The sequence below is a fragment of the Synechococcus sp. W55.2 genome (assembly GCF_047461635.1).
Taxonomy (GTDB): domain Bacteria; phylum Cyanobacteriota; class Cyanobacteriia; order Thermostichales; family Thermostichaceae; genus Thermostichus.
Map to the genome: position 1 here is coordinate 23,835 of NZ_JANSHM010000004.1, position 16,777 is coordinate 40,611.

Below are 16,777 nucleotides of genomic sequence, written 5' to 3' on the forward strand. Positions count from 1 at the left end.
GCGCAGGAGAGACGATCCCCGGAGAAGATTTCCAAAATCCTAAAGAAAAAATACCTACGATAAGGAGAGGCTTTGGGGATGGAGTGCGGGGATGGGCCGGTACCTTACCGCTTTTCGAGCCCCTTGCACAGAGGGGTGCTGCGCAGCCGCTACAAGCGGTTTTTGGCCGATGTGGAGCTGGAAAACGGGCAACAGATCATCGCCCATTGCCCCAACACAGGGCCGATGAGTGGGGTCTGTCAGGTGGGGGCACCTGTGTACCTCTCCCATCACCCAGAGCCGAAACGGAAACTGGCCTACACCTGGGAGATGATCCAGGTGGATGGAGTATGGGTGGGGATCAACACCAGCTTGCCCAATCGCCTGGTGGACTGGGGGCTGGAGCGAGGGTGGTTTCCTCAATTGGCAGGGTTTTCTCGCCGGCAACGGGAGGTGACCTGCGGCAGGAGCAAAATCGACTTTCTGCTGACAGGAGACGCTGGCTCGGCCTATCTGGAGGTGAAGAACACCACCTGGGCTGTGGGATCCCGTGCGCTGTTTCCCGATACGGTGACCACCCGCGGCCAAAAACACCTGGAAGATCTGATCCAGATCCGCCAACAGGGTCAGCGGGCTCTGCTGATGTACTGGATCAATCGCGCCGATTGCACCGAGTTTGCCCCCGGCGAAGAACGGGATCCCCGCTATGCCCGTCTGTTTCGTGAGGCCCTGCAGGTCGGGGTAGAGATGTTGCCCTATCGGGTCGAGGTTTCGCCGGCAGGGATCCGCCCCTTGGGTTTGGCCAAAATCGTTGTCTAGGCACCCCAAAAGAAGGGTCAGGCTCTCTGGAAACGGCTGGGGATCGCCTATAATTCTGTTTTCTCCAGATTCTTCCATTTTCCAGGCATTTGAGGACCATGAGCGAACCTTCCTCCCGTCCTCATCACATTGTTCTCACCTCCCATCCCTCCCCTCATGGGACGCAAGCCCAGCCGATTCGCTGGGGATCCTTGGATCCACTGCAGCGGGGGCCGGTGGTGGGTAGCCTGACCAATCTTGCCCATCGCAATGTCATCGGCACCCATGCGGGAGCCTACGCTGTCTATCGGGCATTGGCTGTGGCCAGTGGCTCTTTGCAGGCGGATCACCGCGCCGATTTAACCAATACTGCCCCGGTGGTGTCGATTGGCCCTCACCCAAGCTGGGGAGATCCAGACCGGATTGTGTCTTTGGATCCCTGGGGAGCGGTTGTGGGAGAAGTCTTTGCCCCCCTCTATGCCCAGGGCTACGACATTCGTCCCACCATTGCCATTACCCAGGCCCACATCCACATGCCCGAACTGCAGGAGGCGGTCAACAAAGGGCGGTTGCGGGTGGATGGCCGGATCCTCAAAGACAATGGCAGCCTGGTGGTCACCAAAGCCGCAATCGAGCCGGTCTGGTACCTGCCGGGGATCGCCAAACGATTGCAGGTGAGCGAAAGCCTGCTGCGCCGCACCCTCTTCGAGCAAACGGGAGGCATGTTTCCAGAATTGGTGACCCGTCCAGACCTATCGGTGTTTTTGCCGCCCATCGGTGGCCAGACGGTGTACATCATCGGGCAGGTGGCTGCCATCACCGACCCGGCCTTGCCCCTGGCGGTGCGGGTTCACGACGAATGCAATGGTTCCGATGTGTTTGGCTCGGATATTTGCACCTGCCGCCCCTACCTGGTGCATGGCATTGAGGAATGCGTTAAGACGGCCCAGGCCGGTGGAGCTGGGGTGATTGTGTACCTGCGCAAAGAAGGCCGCGCCTTGGGGGAGGTGACCAAATTTTTGGTCTACAACGCCCGCAAGCGCCAGGAAGGAGGGGATCGGGCCGATGCCTACTTCGCCCGTACCGAGTGTGTGGCAGGGGTGCAAGACATCCGGTTTCAGGAGTTGATGCCGGATGTGCTCCATTGGCTGGGCATAACCCGAATCGATCGCCTGATTTCCATGAGCGACCTCAAGTATCGAGCCATCACCAACTCCGGCATTGAGGTTCTGCAGCGGGTGCCCATCCCAGAAGAGCTGATCCCGGCGGATGCCCGTGTGGAGATCGAGGCCAAAAAAGCTGCCGGCTACTACACCGAGGGGGAGGTGCTGGATGCGGAGCGGCTGGCCCAAATCCGAGGAAGAGCCTTGGTGGAGTGAGCGGGATCCCTCATGCAAGTGGCCACCTGGAATGTCAACTCCATTCGCACCCGGCTGCCTCAGGTTTTGGCTTGGCTGGACAGCCAGGGATCCCTGGATGTGCTCTGCCTGCAGGAGACCAAGGTGGTAGATGAGGACTTTCCCCGGGCGGCCTTTCAGGAGCGGGGCTTTCATGTGGAGGTCTACGGGCAAAAGTCCTACAACGGTGTGGCTCTGATCAGCCGGGATCCCCCGGAAAAAGTAGAACGGGGGTTTGGTGCGCTGCTGCCTTCGGCGGCAGATTTGGACGAGCAAAAGCGGCTGATGAGCGCCATCTACCGCGGGATCCGTATCCTCAACCTTTATGTGCCCAACGGTGCTGAGGTGGGATCGGAAAAATATGCCTACAAATTGCGTTGGCTGGCCACACTGAAGGATTACCTCGCCGTTGCCCTGAGCCAAGGGGATCCCATCCTGCTCTGCGGGGACTTTAACATTGCCCTGGAAGATCGGGATATTTATGATCCCCAAAAAGCGGGAGAAATCATGGCTTCCGAACCGGAGCGACAAGCCCTGCGGGAGATCCTGGCTTTAGGGTTTGAAGATGCGTTTCGCAGGTTCACCCCAGATCCCGGCCATTTTAGCTGGTGGGACTATCGCTCGGGGGGGTTTCAAAGGAATCGCGGCTGGCGCATTGATCATCATTATCTGTCTCGTGAGCTACAGGAGAAAGCCACCGCTTGCTGGATCGATGTTGAGCCACGGCGGGCCGAAAAACCCAGCGATCATGCCCCTGTCATTGTTGCCCTGGATATTTAAGCGCCTTGTTATAGTCATTTCAAGCTAGGTTGAGACACTCCCCAAACGCTCCCTGCCACTGCCTTCACCCCTTCTCTCAGAGGAAGAGGGGAGCCAGGCGGAAATGTTTCATTCCTGTTTAAATGACCATAACAGCTCATACCAACCAGCCATCCAATTAAAATGGAGCGGCCTCTTCGAGAATTTTCAGCAGGTGTTGCCGCTGTTCTGAGCTGAGGACCTGTCGCATTTCCAGAACTGCCTCAAAACGTTTGGCATTTACTTCTTGGCTTAGCTGTTGTACCCGCTGAAATTGAGCTGCCACTTCTGACTCAGGGGCATCGCCGACCAGCAACTCCCGCAATCGACCGCGGGCTGCCCTCAACTCCAAAATGCGCTCCAACAACTCTTCCTGTTTGCGGTGGCGGATCTGCTGCAATTGCCGCAACTGCTCGTCGGAGAGGTTCAGCTCCCGCAAATTGCGAGCAAAGGGGCGGCGCAAATCCATCATTCGCAGGGGGCGGGGTTGGCCCATCACCGGTTCACCCAGGGATCCCAGGTAGAGTGGCAAAATGGGGATCCAAATCCAAGCATTTCTCATGGTTCTTTGCAGGCTTTTTCTAAGAATCTGACCAAGAATCTGACCAAGGTCTCAGAAGTCTCAGCGGTGTAATGGTCAATGAAGGGGGATATTCGTGAGGCTGATGGATTTAGGATCCCTCTGGATCGCGTTCTATCCACCAAGTTTCGGTTTCTGTTCCCTCTGGGCTCAGCAAGCTTCCCCAAGTGCTCACCAAAAAACTTTCTAGGGCTTCGGTCTCCTGGGCCACCACCTGTACCTGCCAGCGCTGATAGCCAATCCAGCCCAGCAAAGCGCCCGCCAAAAGGGAAATGCCAACCCAACGCCAAGGGTGCTTGAGCCGGCCATGAAGTGGATGAGTCGCCACAACTTGAAGGATCTGCTCCTCCAGCCCAGAGGCCGCAGGGGGAGGGAGGGGGCGATATTGACGCAAAAAGTGGCGCAGCCGCTCGTCTGCTAGGGGGTTGGGGTGCTCACTCATGGGGTAATGCCCTCCTGAAGTAGGTGTTGACGGATGGTGGTACGGGCGTGAAACAGCCGGGACTTCACCGTTCCCACCGGGATCCCTAAAATCTCGGCGATTTCTTTCTGGGGCAGATCTTCTAGGTCGTGCAGAATCAGAACCATTCTGTGTTCAGGGCTAAGCTGAGCCATGCTTTGCTGTAGAGCCTGTTGGTAGTGCAAGTGCATCAGGTCGGGGCCAGGGTGAGCGATATCCGATCCGAGGGCCAGGTTTTGGGTTTGGGAGTGTTGCCGGGCGCAGCGCCGTCGCTGATCTGAGGCCACATTCCAGCAGATGCGATACAGCCAAGTGGAAAACTGGGCCGAGCCGCGAAACCGAGGCAACCCTTTCCAGGCACGAATAAACACTTCCTGTACCAGGTCATCCAAAAGATCGGCTCCACACAAGGGATAGAGGATATTCCGTACCGACTGCTGGTATTTGCGGTAGAGTTGGCGAAAGCTCTGGCTGTCGCCGTTGAGGCAGCGCTGGATCAGCTCCCAATCGGATGTATCCTTTGCCGCCTGCACGAGAGGACGCTCCCTTGTTCTCAACCTTGCTTTGTCTGACTCCCAATGCCCCCAAAAGGTTCAAAGGATCCCTGTCTACGATGGCCCTCCACTTTCCGCCAAGCAAGATATGGTCGTTTAGGCTAGAGTGAGACACCTGGGCTATACGAGAAAAGCCTTATGGCCCCATGCATTATTGCTCCGCAGCGCTGACGCGACGACGCGACCAATGTTTTAGGTGTGGGTGCAGTGTCCTAGTTTGAGTCGAAATGACCATACCGGCATCTTCTGATTGCCGTTTTCCCTCAAAGGATACCCGCCGGCAGGTGTAGACAAGCCAATTCCTCTTGCCTGTTCGCACTTTCTCAATCCCAATTCTGTTGAATTCTATTGGCTCGTCGACCTACAATTCCAATAACACCAAAAAGAGGGAATGAAAAGCTGATCTTCATGCCTGCCTGGCCATGGCCAAAACAACTCAGATAACCGATAAACCCGATCTGTTTGGATTCCTCTATCATCACCCGACGCTCATCCTTGCCATTCTGTTGGGGCCACCTCTCATTTGGTTACTGGTCTTTTACTTGGGGCCGCTGCTGGCGCTGCTGCTGCAAAGTTTTTATCATCTGGATCCCTTTACCGGCCTGATCCTGAGAAAGTTGACTTTGGCCACCTATCGGGAGCTGCTCACTCCTGCCAGCGTGGATATCTTTGTCCGCAGCTTGACTATGGCTTTGGCAGTGACCCTAGCTGCAATTGTGTTGGCTTTTCCTCTGGCTTATACCATGGTCAGACTGGCCTCTCCTCGCTGGAAGGACTTTTTGTACTTGTTGGTGCTTCTACCGCTTTGGTCTAGTTATTTGATTCGGGTTTATGCCTGGAAGTTGATCCTGGCCAAAGAAGGGATCCTTACCTATCTACTCACCCATGTGGGCCTACAGGGCTGGGTGGAAAAGATTTTGCAGTTGCCCGGGATCGGTGGGCCATCGCTGGCTGTATCCAACTTGGGTATTTTCTTGGTGTTTCTCTATGTTTGGCTGCCCTATATGATTCTGCCGATCCAGGCGGCTTTGGAGCGAGTGCCTGATAGCTTAATTGAGGCTTCTGCAGATTTGGGAGCTCAGGGTTGGCAAACGTTCCGCCATGTTACTCTTCCCCTCGCCTTGCCAGGGATCCTGGCCGGGTCGGTCTTCACCTTTTCCTTAACGCTAGGAGATTTTGTGGTGCCTTATTCTCTGGGCAATTCCAGCTATTTCATCGGGCAGGCAGTTCTCGCCTTTCAGGGCACCTCTGGCAACATTCCCTTGGCGGCAGCCTTCACGGTTGTGCCGATGGGGATCATGACCGTCTATCTGCTAGTGGCCAAGCGGCTGGGGGCTTTTGAATCGGTGAGCTGACCCGATCAAGGATTTTTCCAACACATGAGGAGCCAACTGAGCTAGACTGGTAACTGTTAACGAATGTATCGGGCTGTCCCTATGGTGCTCTTTGGCTTTGGCAAACTTGGCAAGAAACTGTCCCTGCCCAAACCGGAAGAAGCCTTGCCGGGCCGGGCCGAGCCGATGGTGATCGTGAATCGGCATTTTGTCAATGGCCATCCGCTGCAGCCGCCTTTTCCCGAGGGCATGGAGCTGGCCATGTTCGGCATGGGCTGCTTCTGGGGGGCAGAGCGCAAGTTTTGGCAGGTGCCAGGGGTGTTCAGCACAGCGGTGGGCTACGCTGGCGGGTTTACCCCCAACCCCACCTATGAAGAGGTCTGTACTGGCCTGACCGGCCACAACGAGGTGGTGCGGGTGGTTTACGACCCAGCTCAGGTCAGCTATGCCCAACTGCTGAAGGTGTTTTGGGAAAATCACGACCCTACCCAGGGGATGCGCCAAGGCAATGATGTGGGCACCCAATACCGCTCCGGCATCTATGTGTATTCTCCGGCGCAGCGGGAGCTGGCGGAAAAAACCCGCGATCTCTATCAGCAGGCCCTAACTGCCCAAGGCTACGGCCAGATCACCACCGAAATCCTGGATGCGCCTGAGTTTTACTACGCCGAAGACTACCACCAGCAATATCTGGCCAAGAATCCGCGCGGCTACTGCGGCCTGGGGGGCACTAAGGTTTGTCTGCCAGAGATCCTCACCGAGCCCGTCTGATCCACACCCTGACGGATCAAAAGATCCGGCGGGAATGGGATCCCCGCTCAAGGAACTCCCTAGCCACTAGGGTTACCACCGCCAGCAAGGAGAGCACCACCGCCGCCGCATAGGCTGAGCCGGTGGCATAACTGCGGTAGGCATCTTCCACGAACAGGGGCAAGGTCTGGGTGCGGCCAATGATGTTGCCGGAAACCACAGCCACAGCGCCGAACTCCCCCATGGCGCGGGCATTGGTCAAGATGACGCCGTACAGAAGGCCCCAGCGGATGTTGGGCAGGGTGATTCTCCAGAAGATCTGCCAGGGGGTCGCCCCCAGCGTTTTGGCGGCTTCTTCCTGGTCGGTGCCTGCCTCCTCCAACACCGGCAACACTTCCCGCGCCACAAAAGGAAGGGTGATGAAAGCCGTTGCCAACACAATGCCCGGAAATGCAAAGATAACCCTCCAGGATCCCAGCCAACCCTGACGCCCGAAGATGAGCACCAGCATTAGGCCAGCCACCACCGGGGAAATGGAAAAGGGCAGATCGATCAGGCTCAGCAGCAGCGCCCGCCCCGGAAAACGCCGATGAGCAATGGCCAAGGCAGCACAGAGGCCGAAAAAGGTATTGAGGGGCACAACGACCAGGGCGGTTAGCACCGTCAATCGCAGGGCACTGAGCAACTCCCGCTCTGTCAGGCGATGGAGAAAGGCTGGGATCCCTTCTCGAAACGCCTGATAGAAGATGTTCACCACCGGGATCCCGAGCAGCAGCGCGATGTAAAGCCCGACGATCCCGATCAACAGGCCCGACAGCCATGTTGAGGGCTTCGGTTTGACACCTGCTACCTCGTCAGGTTTCATGGCGACTTCCCCAGGCTTGCAGAAGGTTAATTACCACCAGCGACAGGAAAGAGATCCCCAACATCACCGTTCCGATCACGGTTGCCCCAGCATAGTCGTGTTGTTCCAGCCGCTGAATCACCAGCACCGCCGCAATCAAGTCCCGAAAGGGAATGCTGGAAGCGATGATCACCACAGAGCCGTATTCCCCCACGGCGCGGGAAAACCCTAGGGCTACCCCGGTGAGCACCGCCGGCAGGATCTGGGGCAGCACCACGCGCCGGAAGGTCTGAAAGCGGGAAGCCCCCAAACTCCAGGCTGCCTCTTCCACATCTTTCTCCAGCTCCTGCAACACCGGCTGCACCGTCCGCACCACAAAGGGAAAAGAAATAAACAGCATCGCCACCCCCACCCCCAAGCGGGTAAAGGAGATGCGGATCCCCAAGGGGGCCAAAAGGGATCCAATCCAGCCGTTGCTGCTGTAAACCGTTGCCAGGGTGAGGCCGGCCACGGCGGTGGGCAAAGCAAACGGCAGATCGATCAACCCCTCGAGAAGCTTTTTGCCGGGGAAGGCGTAGCGCACCAGCACCCAGGCAGTCAGGGTGCCCATCACGCCGTTGATCAGAGCCGCCAGCAACGCGGTTACAAAAGTAACTTCATAGGCGGAGAGGGCCACGGGAGCCGTCGCGATCCGCCAAAACTCCGCCCAGCCCACGCTGCTGGACTTGGCAATCAAGGCAGCCAGCGGCAGAATCAACATCAAGAAGAGATAGCCCAGGGTCAGCCGCCACGGCCAAGACAGTTGAGACAAAGCTTGCAGCAACGTTTCTCAAGCTCCCACCGGCATTGCGGTCATCTCGGTTTTTTTGACGGGAAAGGCTTTCACCACCTTGGGGCGCACATAGACCTGCTGCCCCACCTGCAGGGGTTGGTTGGCATATTGCTCGCGGCTGAGATGGGCCCACAGGGATCCGCCGTCGCTCAGAACCAGCTCTGCCTGAATCTCCCGCCCCAGGTGAATGATCTCTTTCACCCAAGCAGAGACGCCGCTGCTACTGGGGTTAACTTCAATCTGCACATCGTGGGGGCGCAAAAAAAGCTGATGCGGGCCGGTCTGCACCTCGGGAAGCTGGCAAGAGAGTTGGGAGCGGGGAGAAAGCTCGTTGACCGGGCCGACAAAGCTCATCACAAAGGGTGTAGCTGGATGGTCATAGATTTCTGCCGGGGATCCCACCTGTTCGATCCGCCCCTGGTTCATCACCACGATCTGATCCGCCACCTCCATGGCTTCCTCTTGATCATGGGTTACAAATACCGTTGTCACATGCACCTCATCGTGCAGGCGCCGCAACCACTTGCGCAGCTCTTTGCGGACTTTGGCATCCAGGGCCCCAAAGGGCTCATCCAACAGCAACACCTGCGGCTCCACCGCCAAAGCGCGGGCTAGGGCCACCCGCTGCCGCTGCCCCCCCGAGAGTTGAGAGGGGTAGCGATCCCCGAACCCCGATAGCTGCACCAGCTCCAGCAGCTCATCCACCCGTGCCCGAATCTCGGCCCGTGAAGCCTTGCGGATCTCCAAGCCAAAGGCGATGTTCTGCCGCACCGTCATGTGCTTGAACAGGGCGTAGTGCTGAAAAACAAAACCAATGTTGCGCTCCTGGACGCTGGCATGGGTAGCATCCCGCCCGGTGAGGAAAATCCGCCCCGTATCCGGCTTTTCTAGGCCGGCAATCAGGCGCAGCAGGGTGGATTTGCCAGAACCCGATGGCCCCAAGAGGGCAACCAGGGATCCCGTGGGAATGGTGAGATCGGTGGGGTGAAGGGCCTGAAACTGCCCAAAACGCTTCGATACCCCTTCGATGGTGATACCCATAGGTTCTGCCTAGCTAGTGGTTTGCCTGAGAAGTTGCTGGATGGTTGCCGGCTGAGTCTTCTTGAGAGGGTGAGGGCAGTTAAACTCGCGGCTAATCTACGGTAAACCTGTCAACAAACCGTTGATATAGCTCCCAAGATAACTTGAATGGGGATCCAAAACAAGGGAGACTCCCTACAACTGAGCTTGGATGCGGTCAAACAAGGCCCCATCGGCAAAAAAGCGGCTTTGGACAACCTCCCAGCCTCCCAGGTCGGCGACGGTAACCAGCTTCTCAACAGGAGGGTACCGCCAGGCAAACTCTTGGGCCACCGTCGGCTCCACCGGGCGAAAGCCCACCTCGGCAAAAGCCCGCTGCGCTTCTGGGGTGAATAGGTAGTCCACAAAGGCTTCGGCCACGGCACGGGTACCTTTGCGATCCACATTGGCATCCACCACGGCTACGGGGTTGTCGATGGAAATGTTGGGGTCGGGCACCACATAGGACAGGGATTGGCCGCGCAAGCCCGCCAGGATCACCTCATGTTCGTAGGTAATCAGGGCATCCCCTTGCCCTTTCTGGAAAAAAACATCGGTGGCCTCTCGTGAGTCCCGCGGCAAAATGCGGACATTCTTGTAGACCTGGGTGGTGAAGGCCAGGGCCTGAGGTTCAGGGACAGCGCTCCAGAGGGCTAAAAAGTTCCAGCGAGCCCCCCCTGAGGTTTTGGGGTTGGCGGTAACCACCTGCAAGCCTGGCCGAGCCAGATCCGGCCAAGAGCGGATCCCCTGGGGGTTGCCTTCCCGCGTCACAATCACCGCCACCGAGCGGGTGACGATCCCTTGGTTGGGGGTGCGGGCTTCCCACCCCGGCTGAATGAGACCGGCAGCCACGATGCGCTCCACATCCAAAGCCAGGGCCAAGGCCACCACATCGGCATCCAGCCCGTCAATAACTGCCCGCGATTGCGTTGCCGAGCCGCCGTAGCTGCTTTCTACGCGCACCTGTTGCCCCGTTTTCGCCAGCCAGTGGGCCTCAAAGGCAGGAACGATTTTCCGGTAAGCGTCTCGAGTTACCGCAAAGGAGGCCAGGAGAATCGCTACTTCCTCTCTGGATCCCCCTGAGCCCATACCGCTGACACAACCACTGAGGCCAAGAAGAAGGCCAAAAATTAGGGATCCCATCCCCAGCCACCGCCCCATGCTCACCGGCAGCCTGCGGATCCCGGCCCCAACTCTCCCAGACCAGACCACCTCGATTGCTGAGGGGATCCCCCATTTGTTCGCAGGTGTCCCTTCAGTGTTCATAGCAATCCCCAAAAACTTCTCTTCCTCCTCAGAGGGAGTCCGCCCTCACCCCCAACCCCGCTCCCAAAAGGGGAGGGGACCAGCGCCAGGACTCTTCCCGTCTTATTCTACGGTAAGCCAGTCGGTAAACCGTTTTTAGTTCTCTGGGGATCTCTAGGGGGAGCAGGTGGCGAGGATTGGCGGATCGGAGATTAAAGCCAGAGCAGCCTTGAGGATCCCGGGATCCTCTGGAGAAGGGCGCAACTGAAACCCCAGCCGCTGACACAGGCGGCGCATGGCCTCGTTTTCGCCAAGAACCTCGCCGGTGAGGTGCTGGATCCCTTCGCAGCGGGCCACCTGAATGAGGCGGGTCAACAGCTCTGTGCCAATCCCTTGCCGTTGGTAGGGATCCGCCACCAGCATGGCAAACTCTGCTTCTTGGGGAAAGCCATGTTTTCTGGAGAGGCGGCTGATGCCGAGGATTAAGGACTTCGTCCCGCTGACGCGATTGGCCTCTGGCTCCTGTTTTTCTGCTACTAAGGCAATCTCGCGGTCGTAATCGTTAAAGCAAATGCGGGTAAGGCGCTCGTGGGCGATGCGGGCGCTGTATTTGATCGGGTGGAAGTAGCGCAGATAGACGCTGTAATCAGAGACGTGGCGGTGAAAATCGATCACCAGAGGCTCATCTTCGGGGCGGATGGGGCGGATGGTGATGCCGTCCCGGAAGGGCCAGATGTACTGGGTGGGGTAGGGGCGGATGGCCAAAGGCACCTGGGGATCCTGCTCGGTTCGCAAAATGACGCGGGCATCCAAAGCCAGCAGGCCCTCGCTGGAAGCCAGCAGCGGATTGATGTCGATCTCTTTAATCTCCCGCTGCTCGGCCACCAGTTGGCTAAAGCGCACCAAGAGCTGTTCCAGGGCCTCCAGATCGACAGCTGGGCGTCCGCGTACCCCCCTGAGGGCCTTGTAGATGAGGGTGTTTTCCATCAGGCGCCGCGCCAAGGTGGTGTTGAGGGGGGGAAGGCCAATGGAGCGATCCTGAAACACCTCCACCAGTTGTCCGCCACTGCCAAACAGCAACACCGGCCCAAACTGGGGATCCTGGCTGCTCCCCAGGATCAGCTCATAGCCATCCGTGTCCACCATCGGCTGCACCGTGACCCCCTGGAAGTGCTCCGGCCCCGCTTTCTCGCTGACGTTGCGGAGGATTTGCCCGAAGGCCCGGCGCACCGCCTCAGCATCGGGCAGGTTGAGCTGCACGCCGCCCACATCGGTTTTGTGGGTGAGGGTGTGGGAGTAGAGCTTCACCACCACTGGGTAACCCATGGCCTCGGCAGCTTCCACTGCTGCTTCGGGGCTCTCGGCCACCCGCGTCGGCACCACGGGGATCCCGTAGGCGGCCAGGATTTCCTTAGATTCGACCTCCGTGAGAAGCGTGCGGCCTTCCCGCCTCGCCTGGGCAAGGGTTTGCTGCACTTTTTCCTGCTCCACTGGCCTGGTGGGAGCCAGGGTGGGGGTTTCGTAGAGGGCCTTGAGGTTGTCACTAAAGCGCCACAGATGGCTAAACACCCGCGCCGCTTGATCCGGGTAGCGGTAGGTGGGGATCCCGGCTTGGTTGAGGATGTGCTCGCCCGCATCCACGCCAGCTCCCCCCATCCAACTGGCCAGGATAGGCTGCCGGGATCCACTGCGCCGCCAGGTCTCCACCACTTTCTCGGCAGTGGCCGTGGGATCCGTCATGGCTTGGGGGGTGAGGATGACCAGGCAACCCTGGCTGCCGGGATCCCGCAACACCACTTCCAAAACTTGGGCAAAGCGCTCCGGATCTGCGTCCCCCAAAATATCAATGGGATTGCCGTGGCTCCAGTGGGGGGGCAAGAGCTGGTTAAGCTGCTCCAGGGTTTGGGGGGAGAGCTGGGCCAGGGATCCCCCGGCGCGGATGAGGGCATCGGTGGCCAGCACCCCTGGCCCGCCGGCATTGGTGAGGATGGTGAGGTGGGGCCCCTGGGGGCGGGGCTGTTTGGCCAGCACCTCCGCCAGGTCGAAGAGATCTTCAATGTGATCCACCCGCAGCACGCCGCAACGGCGGAAGGCCGCATCCAACACTGCGTCGCTGCCGGTGAGGGAGCCCGTGTGGGAAGCGGCTGCTTGGGCTGCCGCCTGGGTGCGCCCCGCCTTGATGACAATGATGGGCTTGCTCAGGGCCACCTCTCGGGCCGCGGACAGAAAAGAGCGGGCATCCCCGATGGATTCCATGTACAAGACAATGCTGTGGGTATGGGGATCCTCGCCCAAGTAGTCGATTAAGTCTCCCCAGCCCACATCCAGCATCGATCCCAGAGAGATAAAGGCGCTGAAGCCCACATTTTCCTGCAGGCTCCAGTCCAGGATCGAGGTGCACAGGGCCCCACTTTGGCTGATGAAGCCCACATTGCCGGGCCGGGCCATCTGGGCAGCAAAGGTGGCGTTTAAGCCCGTGTGGGGGTTTTGGATCCCCAGGCAGTTGGGGCCAATCAAGCGCAGCTTCCCAAGGACTCCGTCCCGCTGACGCGATTGGATAGTCTGCTGAATTTGCTTCTCCAGCTCCCAGCCAGCAGGGCCCGTTTCCTTGAAGCCTGCTGAAAGAACAATGGCGCCCTTGACCCCGGCTTCTACGCACTCCTGCACCACCTTGGGCACCCCCGCTGCCGGAATGGCGATAATGGCCAGATCCACCGGCTCCGGCAGAGCGGACAGCCGCTCGTAGGCCCGGATCCCCAACACCTGGTGCCGCTTGGGATTGACCGGGTAAACCGTGCCGCCAAAGGGGTGGCTAATGAGGTTCCACAACACCGTCCGCCCCACGCTGCCCTCCCGCTCCGTGGCCCCCACCACCGCCACCGAACGGGGCAGAAAAATGGGATTCAGGGGATGGGATCGGGCCCTCCAGATATCCACACTGGGATCCAGTCGTTGCCACATACCCTACTCCTTAGGCCAACACTGGTTCCGGCTGGTGGTAGAGGGCAGAATCCACCCGGCAGCCCCGATAGGCCAAAACGTACAGCTCCTTCATGTCTTGAATGAGGGGATAGCGGGGGTTGGCGCCGGTGCATTGGTCGTCAAAGGCTTGCTCCGCCATCGCCTCCAGACGGTCGTAAAACTCCCGCTCTTTCTCCCCCAGGGCCTCGCGAATGGTGGCTGGGATCCCCAGTTTCCGCTTGAGTTCTTCGATGGCCTCAATCAGGCGCATGACCTTTTCATCGTCATCCGCCCCGCCCAACTGCAGGTAATCGGCAATTTCAGCGTAGCGGTGCTTGGCGTTGGGATAGCGGTATTGGGGAAAGATGGCCTGCTTAAAGGGGGCGTCGGTGGCGTTGTAGCGGATGACGTGGGTAATCATCAGGGCGTTGGCCAGTCCGTGGGGCAGATGGAAGGTGGATCCCAGCTTGTGGGCCAGGGAGTGGCACACCCCCAAAAAGGCGTTGGCAAAGGCCATGCCGGCAATGGTGGCGGCGTAGTGAACTTTTTCTCGGGCTTCTGGATCTGCAGCACCTTTTTCATAGGCCCGCGGCAAGTAGGTCATGAGCAGCTTGATGGCTTGTAATGCCAGCCCATCGGTAAAATCGCTGGCCATCACCGACACATAGGCTTCCAGAGCGTGGGTGAGGGCATCGATACCCCCGTAAGCCGTCAGCTTCTTGGGCATCTTGAGGGTGAGATCCGGATCCACAATGGCCATGGTGGGGGTGAGGGCGTAGTCCGCCAGGGGGTATTTGATCCCCACCCGGTCATCGGTCACTACGGCAAAGGGCGTCACCTCGGATCCCGTGCCGGAAGTGGTGGGGATGCAGATGAGCTGAGCTTTTTGCCCCAGTGGCGGCAGCTCGTAAACCCGCTTGCGGATGTCCATAAAGCGCATCGCCAAGCCATCAAACTCCACCTGGGGCTGCTCGTACATCAGCCACATCACCTTGGCCGCATCCATCGGGGATCCCCCACCGACCGCAATAATCACATCCGGTTGAAACTGGCGCAACTGCTCCAGACCGCGATTGACGTTGCTGAGGGTGGGATCCGGCTCTACATCGTGGTACACATCCCAGCTCACGCGAATCTCATCCAAAACCTGGGTGATGGGATGCAATATGCCCAACTCAAAGAGCGGCTTATCGGTCACCAAAAAGGCGCGTTTTTTGCCGGCTAATTCCCGCAGAGCAATAGGCAGACATCCGGGCTTGAAGTAAATCTTGGGCGGGATCCGAAACCAGAGCATGTTTTCCCGACGTTGGGTTACCGTTTTAATGTTGAGCAGGTGGCGCGGCCCCACATTCTCGGAGATCGAATTGCCTCCCCAAGTGCCACAGCCCAAAGTCAGAGAGGGATCCAGCTTGAAGTTGTAGAGATCCCCGATTGCCCCCTGGGAAGAGGGAGTATTGATCAACACTCGCGCCGTTTGCAGGGCATTTTCAAAGTAGGCAATATCGTCCCGATTGGCGGGATCTGTATACAAAACAGAGGTGTGTCCCCGCCCGCCGAAATTGACCAGTTGGACAGCAACATCTACGGCGCTGTGGAAATCGTTGGCGCGGTAGAGGGCCAGAACAGGGGCCAATTTTTCGTAGGAGAAGGGCTCCTCCGGCCCCACCTTCTCCACTTCCCCAATCAGCAGTTTGGTGCCTTCGGGTACCTGGATACCGGCCAGGGCAGCGATGGTCTGCACCGACTGGCCCACAATGGCCGGATTTAGGCGACCGTCTTTGAGAAGGATGCGGCGCACGGCTTCGATTTGTTCCGGATCCAAAATGTAGGCCCCCCGATGGCCGAACTCGGCCTTGACCTGCTCGTAGATGGCATCCACCACCACCACTGCCTGTTCTGAGGCACAGATCATGCCGTTGTCGAAGGTCTTGCTCAACAAAATCGAGCTGACAGCCATGGGAATATCGGCACTGGCATCGATCACTGCCGGGGTATTGCCCGCTCCCACCCCCAAAGACGGGTGGCCCGAAGAGTAGGCCGCTTTAACCATGCCAGGCCCGCCGGTAGCCAAGATCAGCTTCACCTCAGGATGCTGCATTAAGGCCTGAGAAAGCTCGATGGTGGGCTCGTCGATCCAGCCGATCAACCCCACAGGAGCGCCCGCTGCCTCGGCAGCTTCTCTGACCACTTTGGCCGCGGCAATGGTGCATTGTTTAGCCCGCGGGTGGGGAGAAAAGATAATGCCGTTGCGGGTTTTTAGGGTGATCAGAGCCTTGAAAATGGTCGTTGACGTGGGGTTGGTTACCGGCACAATACCTGCCAAAAGACCCACCGGTTCAGCAATTCTCTCGTAGCCAAAACTCTCATCCCGCTCGATGACTCCACAGGTCTTTTCGTGTTTGTATTTGTTGTAAATGTATTCCGAGGCAAAGTGATTTTTGATCACCTTGTCCTCCACAATACCCATGCCGGTTTCCTGTACCGCCAGCTTTGCCAACGGGATCCGTTCGTTGTTGGCAGCCAGAGCGGCTTTGTGAAAAATCCGGTCTACCTGTTCTTGGGTGAAAGTTGCGTATTCAGCTTGGGCAGCCTTCACCTGCTGGATCAAGGTTTCCAGCTCGGCTAGATTGGTTACTGGCATCGGTGGATCCCTCCAAAACTCATCAAGACTTAGACGATAGGAACAATTGACAATCGGATAGTTGGAAATAGTCGAATAACCCGAATGGCAATCTAGGCGCCAACAGGAGCAGGAACTTGGATTTCGGTGGTCAGGGTGGGGGGATGGGTGAGCGTATTGTGAATGATGCAGGCATCAACTGCTTTTTCCAGCCCCTTTTGATGCCTTCCGTCCAGCGGGATCCCAGTTTTTACACGAATGTGAATGTTGTCTAGGCGAGCCGGATGCTCAACTTTCTCCGCCGTGACCACCACCTCTAGTCCACTGGGATCCAACTGCCGAGCTTCCAGATATTTGACGGCATAAAAACCAACACAGGCGCCCAGAGAAGCCAAAAACCATTCCGGCGGCGTCATTCCCTGATCTCGACCGTGATTGTCCAAAGGCTGATCGCTGAGAATGCGGTGCCCTCGGCTTTCCGCTTGGAACTGAACACCATCGCGGTAGGTGACGCAAACTTCCATTGGGGATCCCTCCTCTTAGGGTATTCTTCAGTTCACATAGAG

General features: G+C 58.3%; 15 protein-coding genes. 5 read left to right on the forward strand and 10 right to left on the reverse strand.

The annotated features are described in order from the left end of the window. Positions 1-78 precede the first annotated feature (78 nt). The 3 genes from sfsA to xth all read left to right on the forward strand — a co-directional run bounded on the left by sfsA (position 79) and on the right by xth (position 2,954). Positions 79-798 (forward strand): DNA/RNA nuclease SfsA, encoded by a 720-nt coding sequence (gene sfsA, locus NW828_RS01695; protein WP_414381002.1) that lies wholly within the window; start codon positions 79-81, stop codon positions 796-798. Positions 799-896: 98 nt separating this feature from the next. Further along, positions 897-2,156 carry a GTP cyclohydrolase II gene (locus NW828_RS01700; RefSeq protein WP_414381003.1) on the forward strand — a complete coding sequence of 420 codons (1,260 nt, stop codon included), beginning with the start codon at positions 897-899 and terminating at the stop codon, positions 2,154-2,156. A gap of 12 nt (positions 2,157-2,168) precedes the next feature. Then, entirely contained in the window at positions 2,169-2,954 is a 786-nt protein-coding gene (xth, locus tag NW828_RS01705; RefSeq protein ID WP_414381004.1) for an exodeoxyribonuclease III, read from the forward strand. Positions 2,955-3,111: 157 nt separating this feature from the next. On the opposite strand, the gene NW828_RS01710 is transcribed toward xth, so the two are convergent. The 3 genes from NW828_RS01710 to NW828_RS01720 all read right to left on the reverse strand — a co-directional run bounded on the left by NW828_RS01710 (position 3,112) and on the right by NW828_RS01720 (position 4,545). Next, positions 3,112-3,534: a Spy/CpxP family protein refolding chaperone gene (locus NW828_RS01710; RefSeq protein WP_414343944.1), complete on the reverse strand. Its 423-nt coding sequence runs from the start codon at positions 3,532-3,534 to the stop codon at positions 3,112-3,114. Positions 3,535-3,643: 109 nt separating this feature from the next. Continuing rightward, positions 3,644-3,994 carry a hypothetical protein gene (locus tag NW828_RS01715; RefSeq protein ID WP_414343942.1) on the reverse strand — a complete coding sequence of 117 codons (351 nt, stop codon included), beginning with the start codon at positions 3,992-3,994 and terminating at the stop codon, positions 3,644-3,646. After that, a complete protein-coding gene (locus tag NW828_RS01720; protein ID WP_414381005.1) occupies positions 3,991-4,545 on the reverse strand; it encodes a sigma-70 family RNA polymerase sigma factor in 555 nt (184 codons plus the stop codon). The genes NW828_RS01715 and NW828_RS01720 overlap by 4 nt, the downstream gene beginning before the upstream one ends. Before the next feature lie 443 nt (positions 4,546-4,988). Between NW828_RS01720 and NW828_RS01725 the strand changes: the two genes are divergently transcribed. Together NW828_RS01725 and msrA are read left to right on the forward strand one after the other, a co-directional pair. Continuing rightward, entirely contained in the window at positions 4,989-5,921 is a 933-nt protein-coding gene (locus tag NW828_RS01725) for an ABC transporter permease (protein ID WP_414381006.1), read from the forward strand. An 81-nt stretch (positions 5,922-6,002) separates the two neighbouring features. Next, on the forward strand, positions 6,003-6,671 hold the full coding sequence (msrA, locus tag NW828_RS01730) for a peptide-methionine (S)-S-oxide reductase MsrA (RefSeq protein ID WP_414381065.1): 669 nt from the start codon (positions 6,003-6,005) through the stop codon (positions 6,669-6,671). Positions 6,672-6,687: 16 nt separating this feature from the next. On the opposite strand, the gene cysW is transcribed toward msrA, so the two are convergent. From cysW to NW828_RS01765, 7 genes are all read right to left on the reverse strand, one after another. Next, positions 6,688-7,515 carry a sulfate ABC transporter permease subunit CysW gene (gene cysW, locus NW828_RS01735; RefSeq protein ID WP_414343939.1) on the reverse strand — a complete coding sequence of 276 codons (828 nt, stop codon included), beginning with the start codon at positions 7,513-7,515 and terminating at the stop codon, positions 6,688-6,690. Next, positions 7,505-8,317 carry a sulfate ABC transporter permease subunit CysT gene (gene cysT, locus NW828_RS01740; RefSeq protein ID WP_414381007.1) on the reverse strand — a complete coding sequence of 271 codons (813 nt, stop codon included), beginning with the start codon at positions 8,315-8,317 and terminating at the stop codon, positions 7,505-7,507. The genes cysW and cysT overlap by 11 nt, the downstream gene beginning before the upstream one ends. Positions 8,318-8,323: 6 nt before the next feature. Beyond that, positions 8,324-9,367, reverse strand: coding sequence for a sulfate/molybdate ABC transporter ATP-binding protein (locus tag NW828_RS01745; protein ID WP_414381008.1), 1,044 nt, complete (start codon positions 9,365-9,367; stop codon positions 8,324-8,326). Between the two features lie 174 nt (positions 9,368-9,541). Beyond that, a complete protein-coding gene (locus NW828_RS01750; RefSeq protein WP_414381009.1) occupies positions 9,542-10,651 on the reverse strand; it encodes a sulfate ABC transporter substrate-binding protein in 1,110 nt (369 codons plus the stop codon). A gap of 153 nt (positions 10,652-10,804) precedes the next feature. Further along, positions 10,805-13,591: a GNAT family N-acetyltransferase gene (locus NW828_RS01755; RefSeq protein ID WP_414381010.1), complete on the reverse strand. Its 2,787-nt coding sequence runs from the start codon at positions 13,589-13,591 to the stop codon at positions 10,805-10,807. 10 nt (positions 13,592-13,601) lie between these two features. Then, the gene (gene adhE / locus NW828_RS01760; RefSeq protein WP_414381011.1) at positions 13,602-16,232 is read right to left on the reverse strand and encodes a bifunctional acetaldehyde-CoA/alcohol dehydrogenase; all 2,631 of its coding nucleotides are present in this window, start codon (positions 16,230-16,232) and stop codon (positions 13,602-13,604) included. A gap of 92 nt (positions 16,233-16,324) precedes the next feature. Further along, complete coding sequence (locus NW828_RS01765) at positions 16,325-16,735, reverse strand: OsmC family protein (RefSeq protein WP_414343934.1); 411 nt, start codon at positions 16,733-16,735, stop codon at positions 16,325-16,327. Between the last annotated feature and the right edge of the window lie 42 nt (positions 16,736-16,777).

Bases quoted from the DNA above. Each gene is read 5' to 3' on its own strand.
- sfsA (WP_414381002.1), top strand. From the start codon at position 79: ATGGAGTGCGGGGATGGGCCGGTACCTTACCGCTTTTCGAGCCCCTTG.
- NW828_RS01700 (WP_414381003.1), top strand. From the start codon at position 897: ATGAGCGAACCTTCCTCCCGTCCTCATCACATTGTTCTCACCTCCCAT.
- xth (WP_414381004.1), top strand. From the start codon at position 2,169: ATGCAAGTGGCCACCTGGAATGTCAACTCCATTCGCACCCGGCTGCCT.
- NW828_RS01710 (WP_414343944.1), bottom strand. From the start codon at position 3,534: ATGAGAAATGCTTGGATTTGGATCCCCATTTTGCCACTCTACCTGGGA.
- NW828_RS01715 (WP_414343942.1), bottom strand. From the start codon at position 3,994: ATGAGTGAGCACCCCAACCCCCTAGCAGACGAGCGGCTGCGCCACTTT.
- NW828_RS01725 (WP_414381006.1), top strand. From the start codon at position 4,989: ATGGCCAAAACAACTCAGATAACCGATAAACCCGATCTGTTTGGATTC.
- msrA (WP_414381065.1), top strand. From the start codon at position 6,003: ATGGTGCTCTTTGGCTTTGGCAAACTTGGCAAGAAACTGTCCCTGCCC.
- cysW (WP_414343939.1), bottom strand. From the start codon at position 7,515: ATGAAACCTGACGAGGTAGCAGGTGTCAAACCGAAGCCCTCAACATGG.
- NW828_RS01745 (WP_414381008.1), bottom strand. From the start codon at position 9,367: ATGGGTATCACCATCGAAGGGGTATCGAAGCGTTTTGGGCAGTTTCAG.
- NW828_RS01750 (WP_414381009.1), bottom strand. From the start codon at position 10,651: ATGAACACTGAAGGGACACCTGCGAACAAATGGGGGATCCCCTCAGCA.
- NW828_RS01755 (WP_414381010.1), bottom strand. From the start codon at position 13,591: ATGTGGCAACGACTGGATCCCAGTGTGGATATCTGGAGGGCCCGATCC.
- adhE (WP_414381011.1), bottom strand. From the start codon at position 16,232: ATGCCAGTAACCAATCTAGCCGAGCTGGAAACCTTGATCCAGCAGGTG.
- NW828_RS01765 (WP_414343934.1), bottom strand. From the start codon at position 16,735: ATGGAAGTTTGCGTCACCTACCGCGATGGTGTTCAGTTCCAAGCGGAA.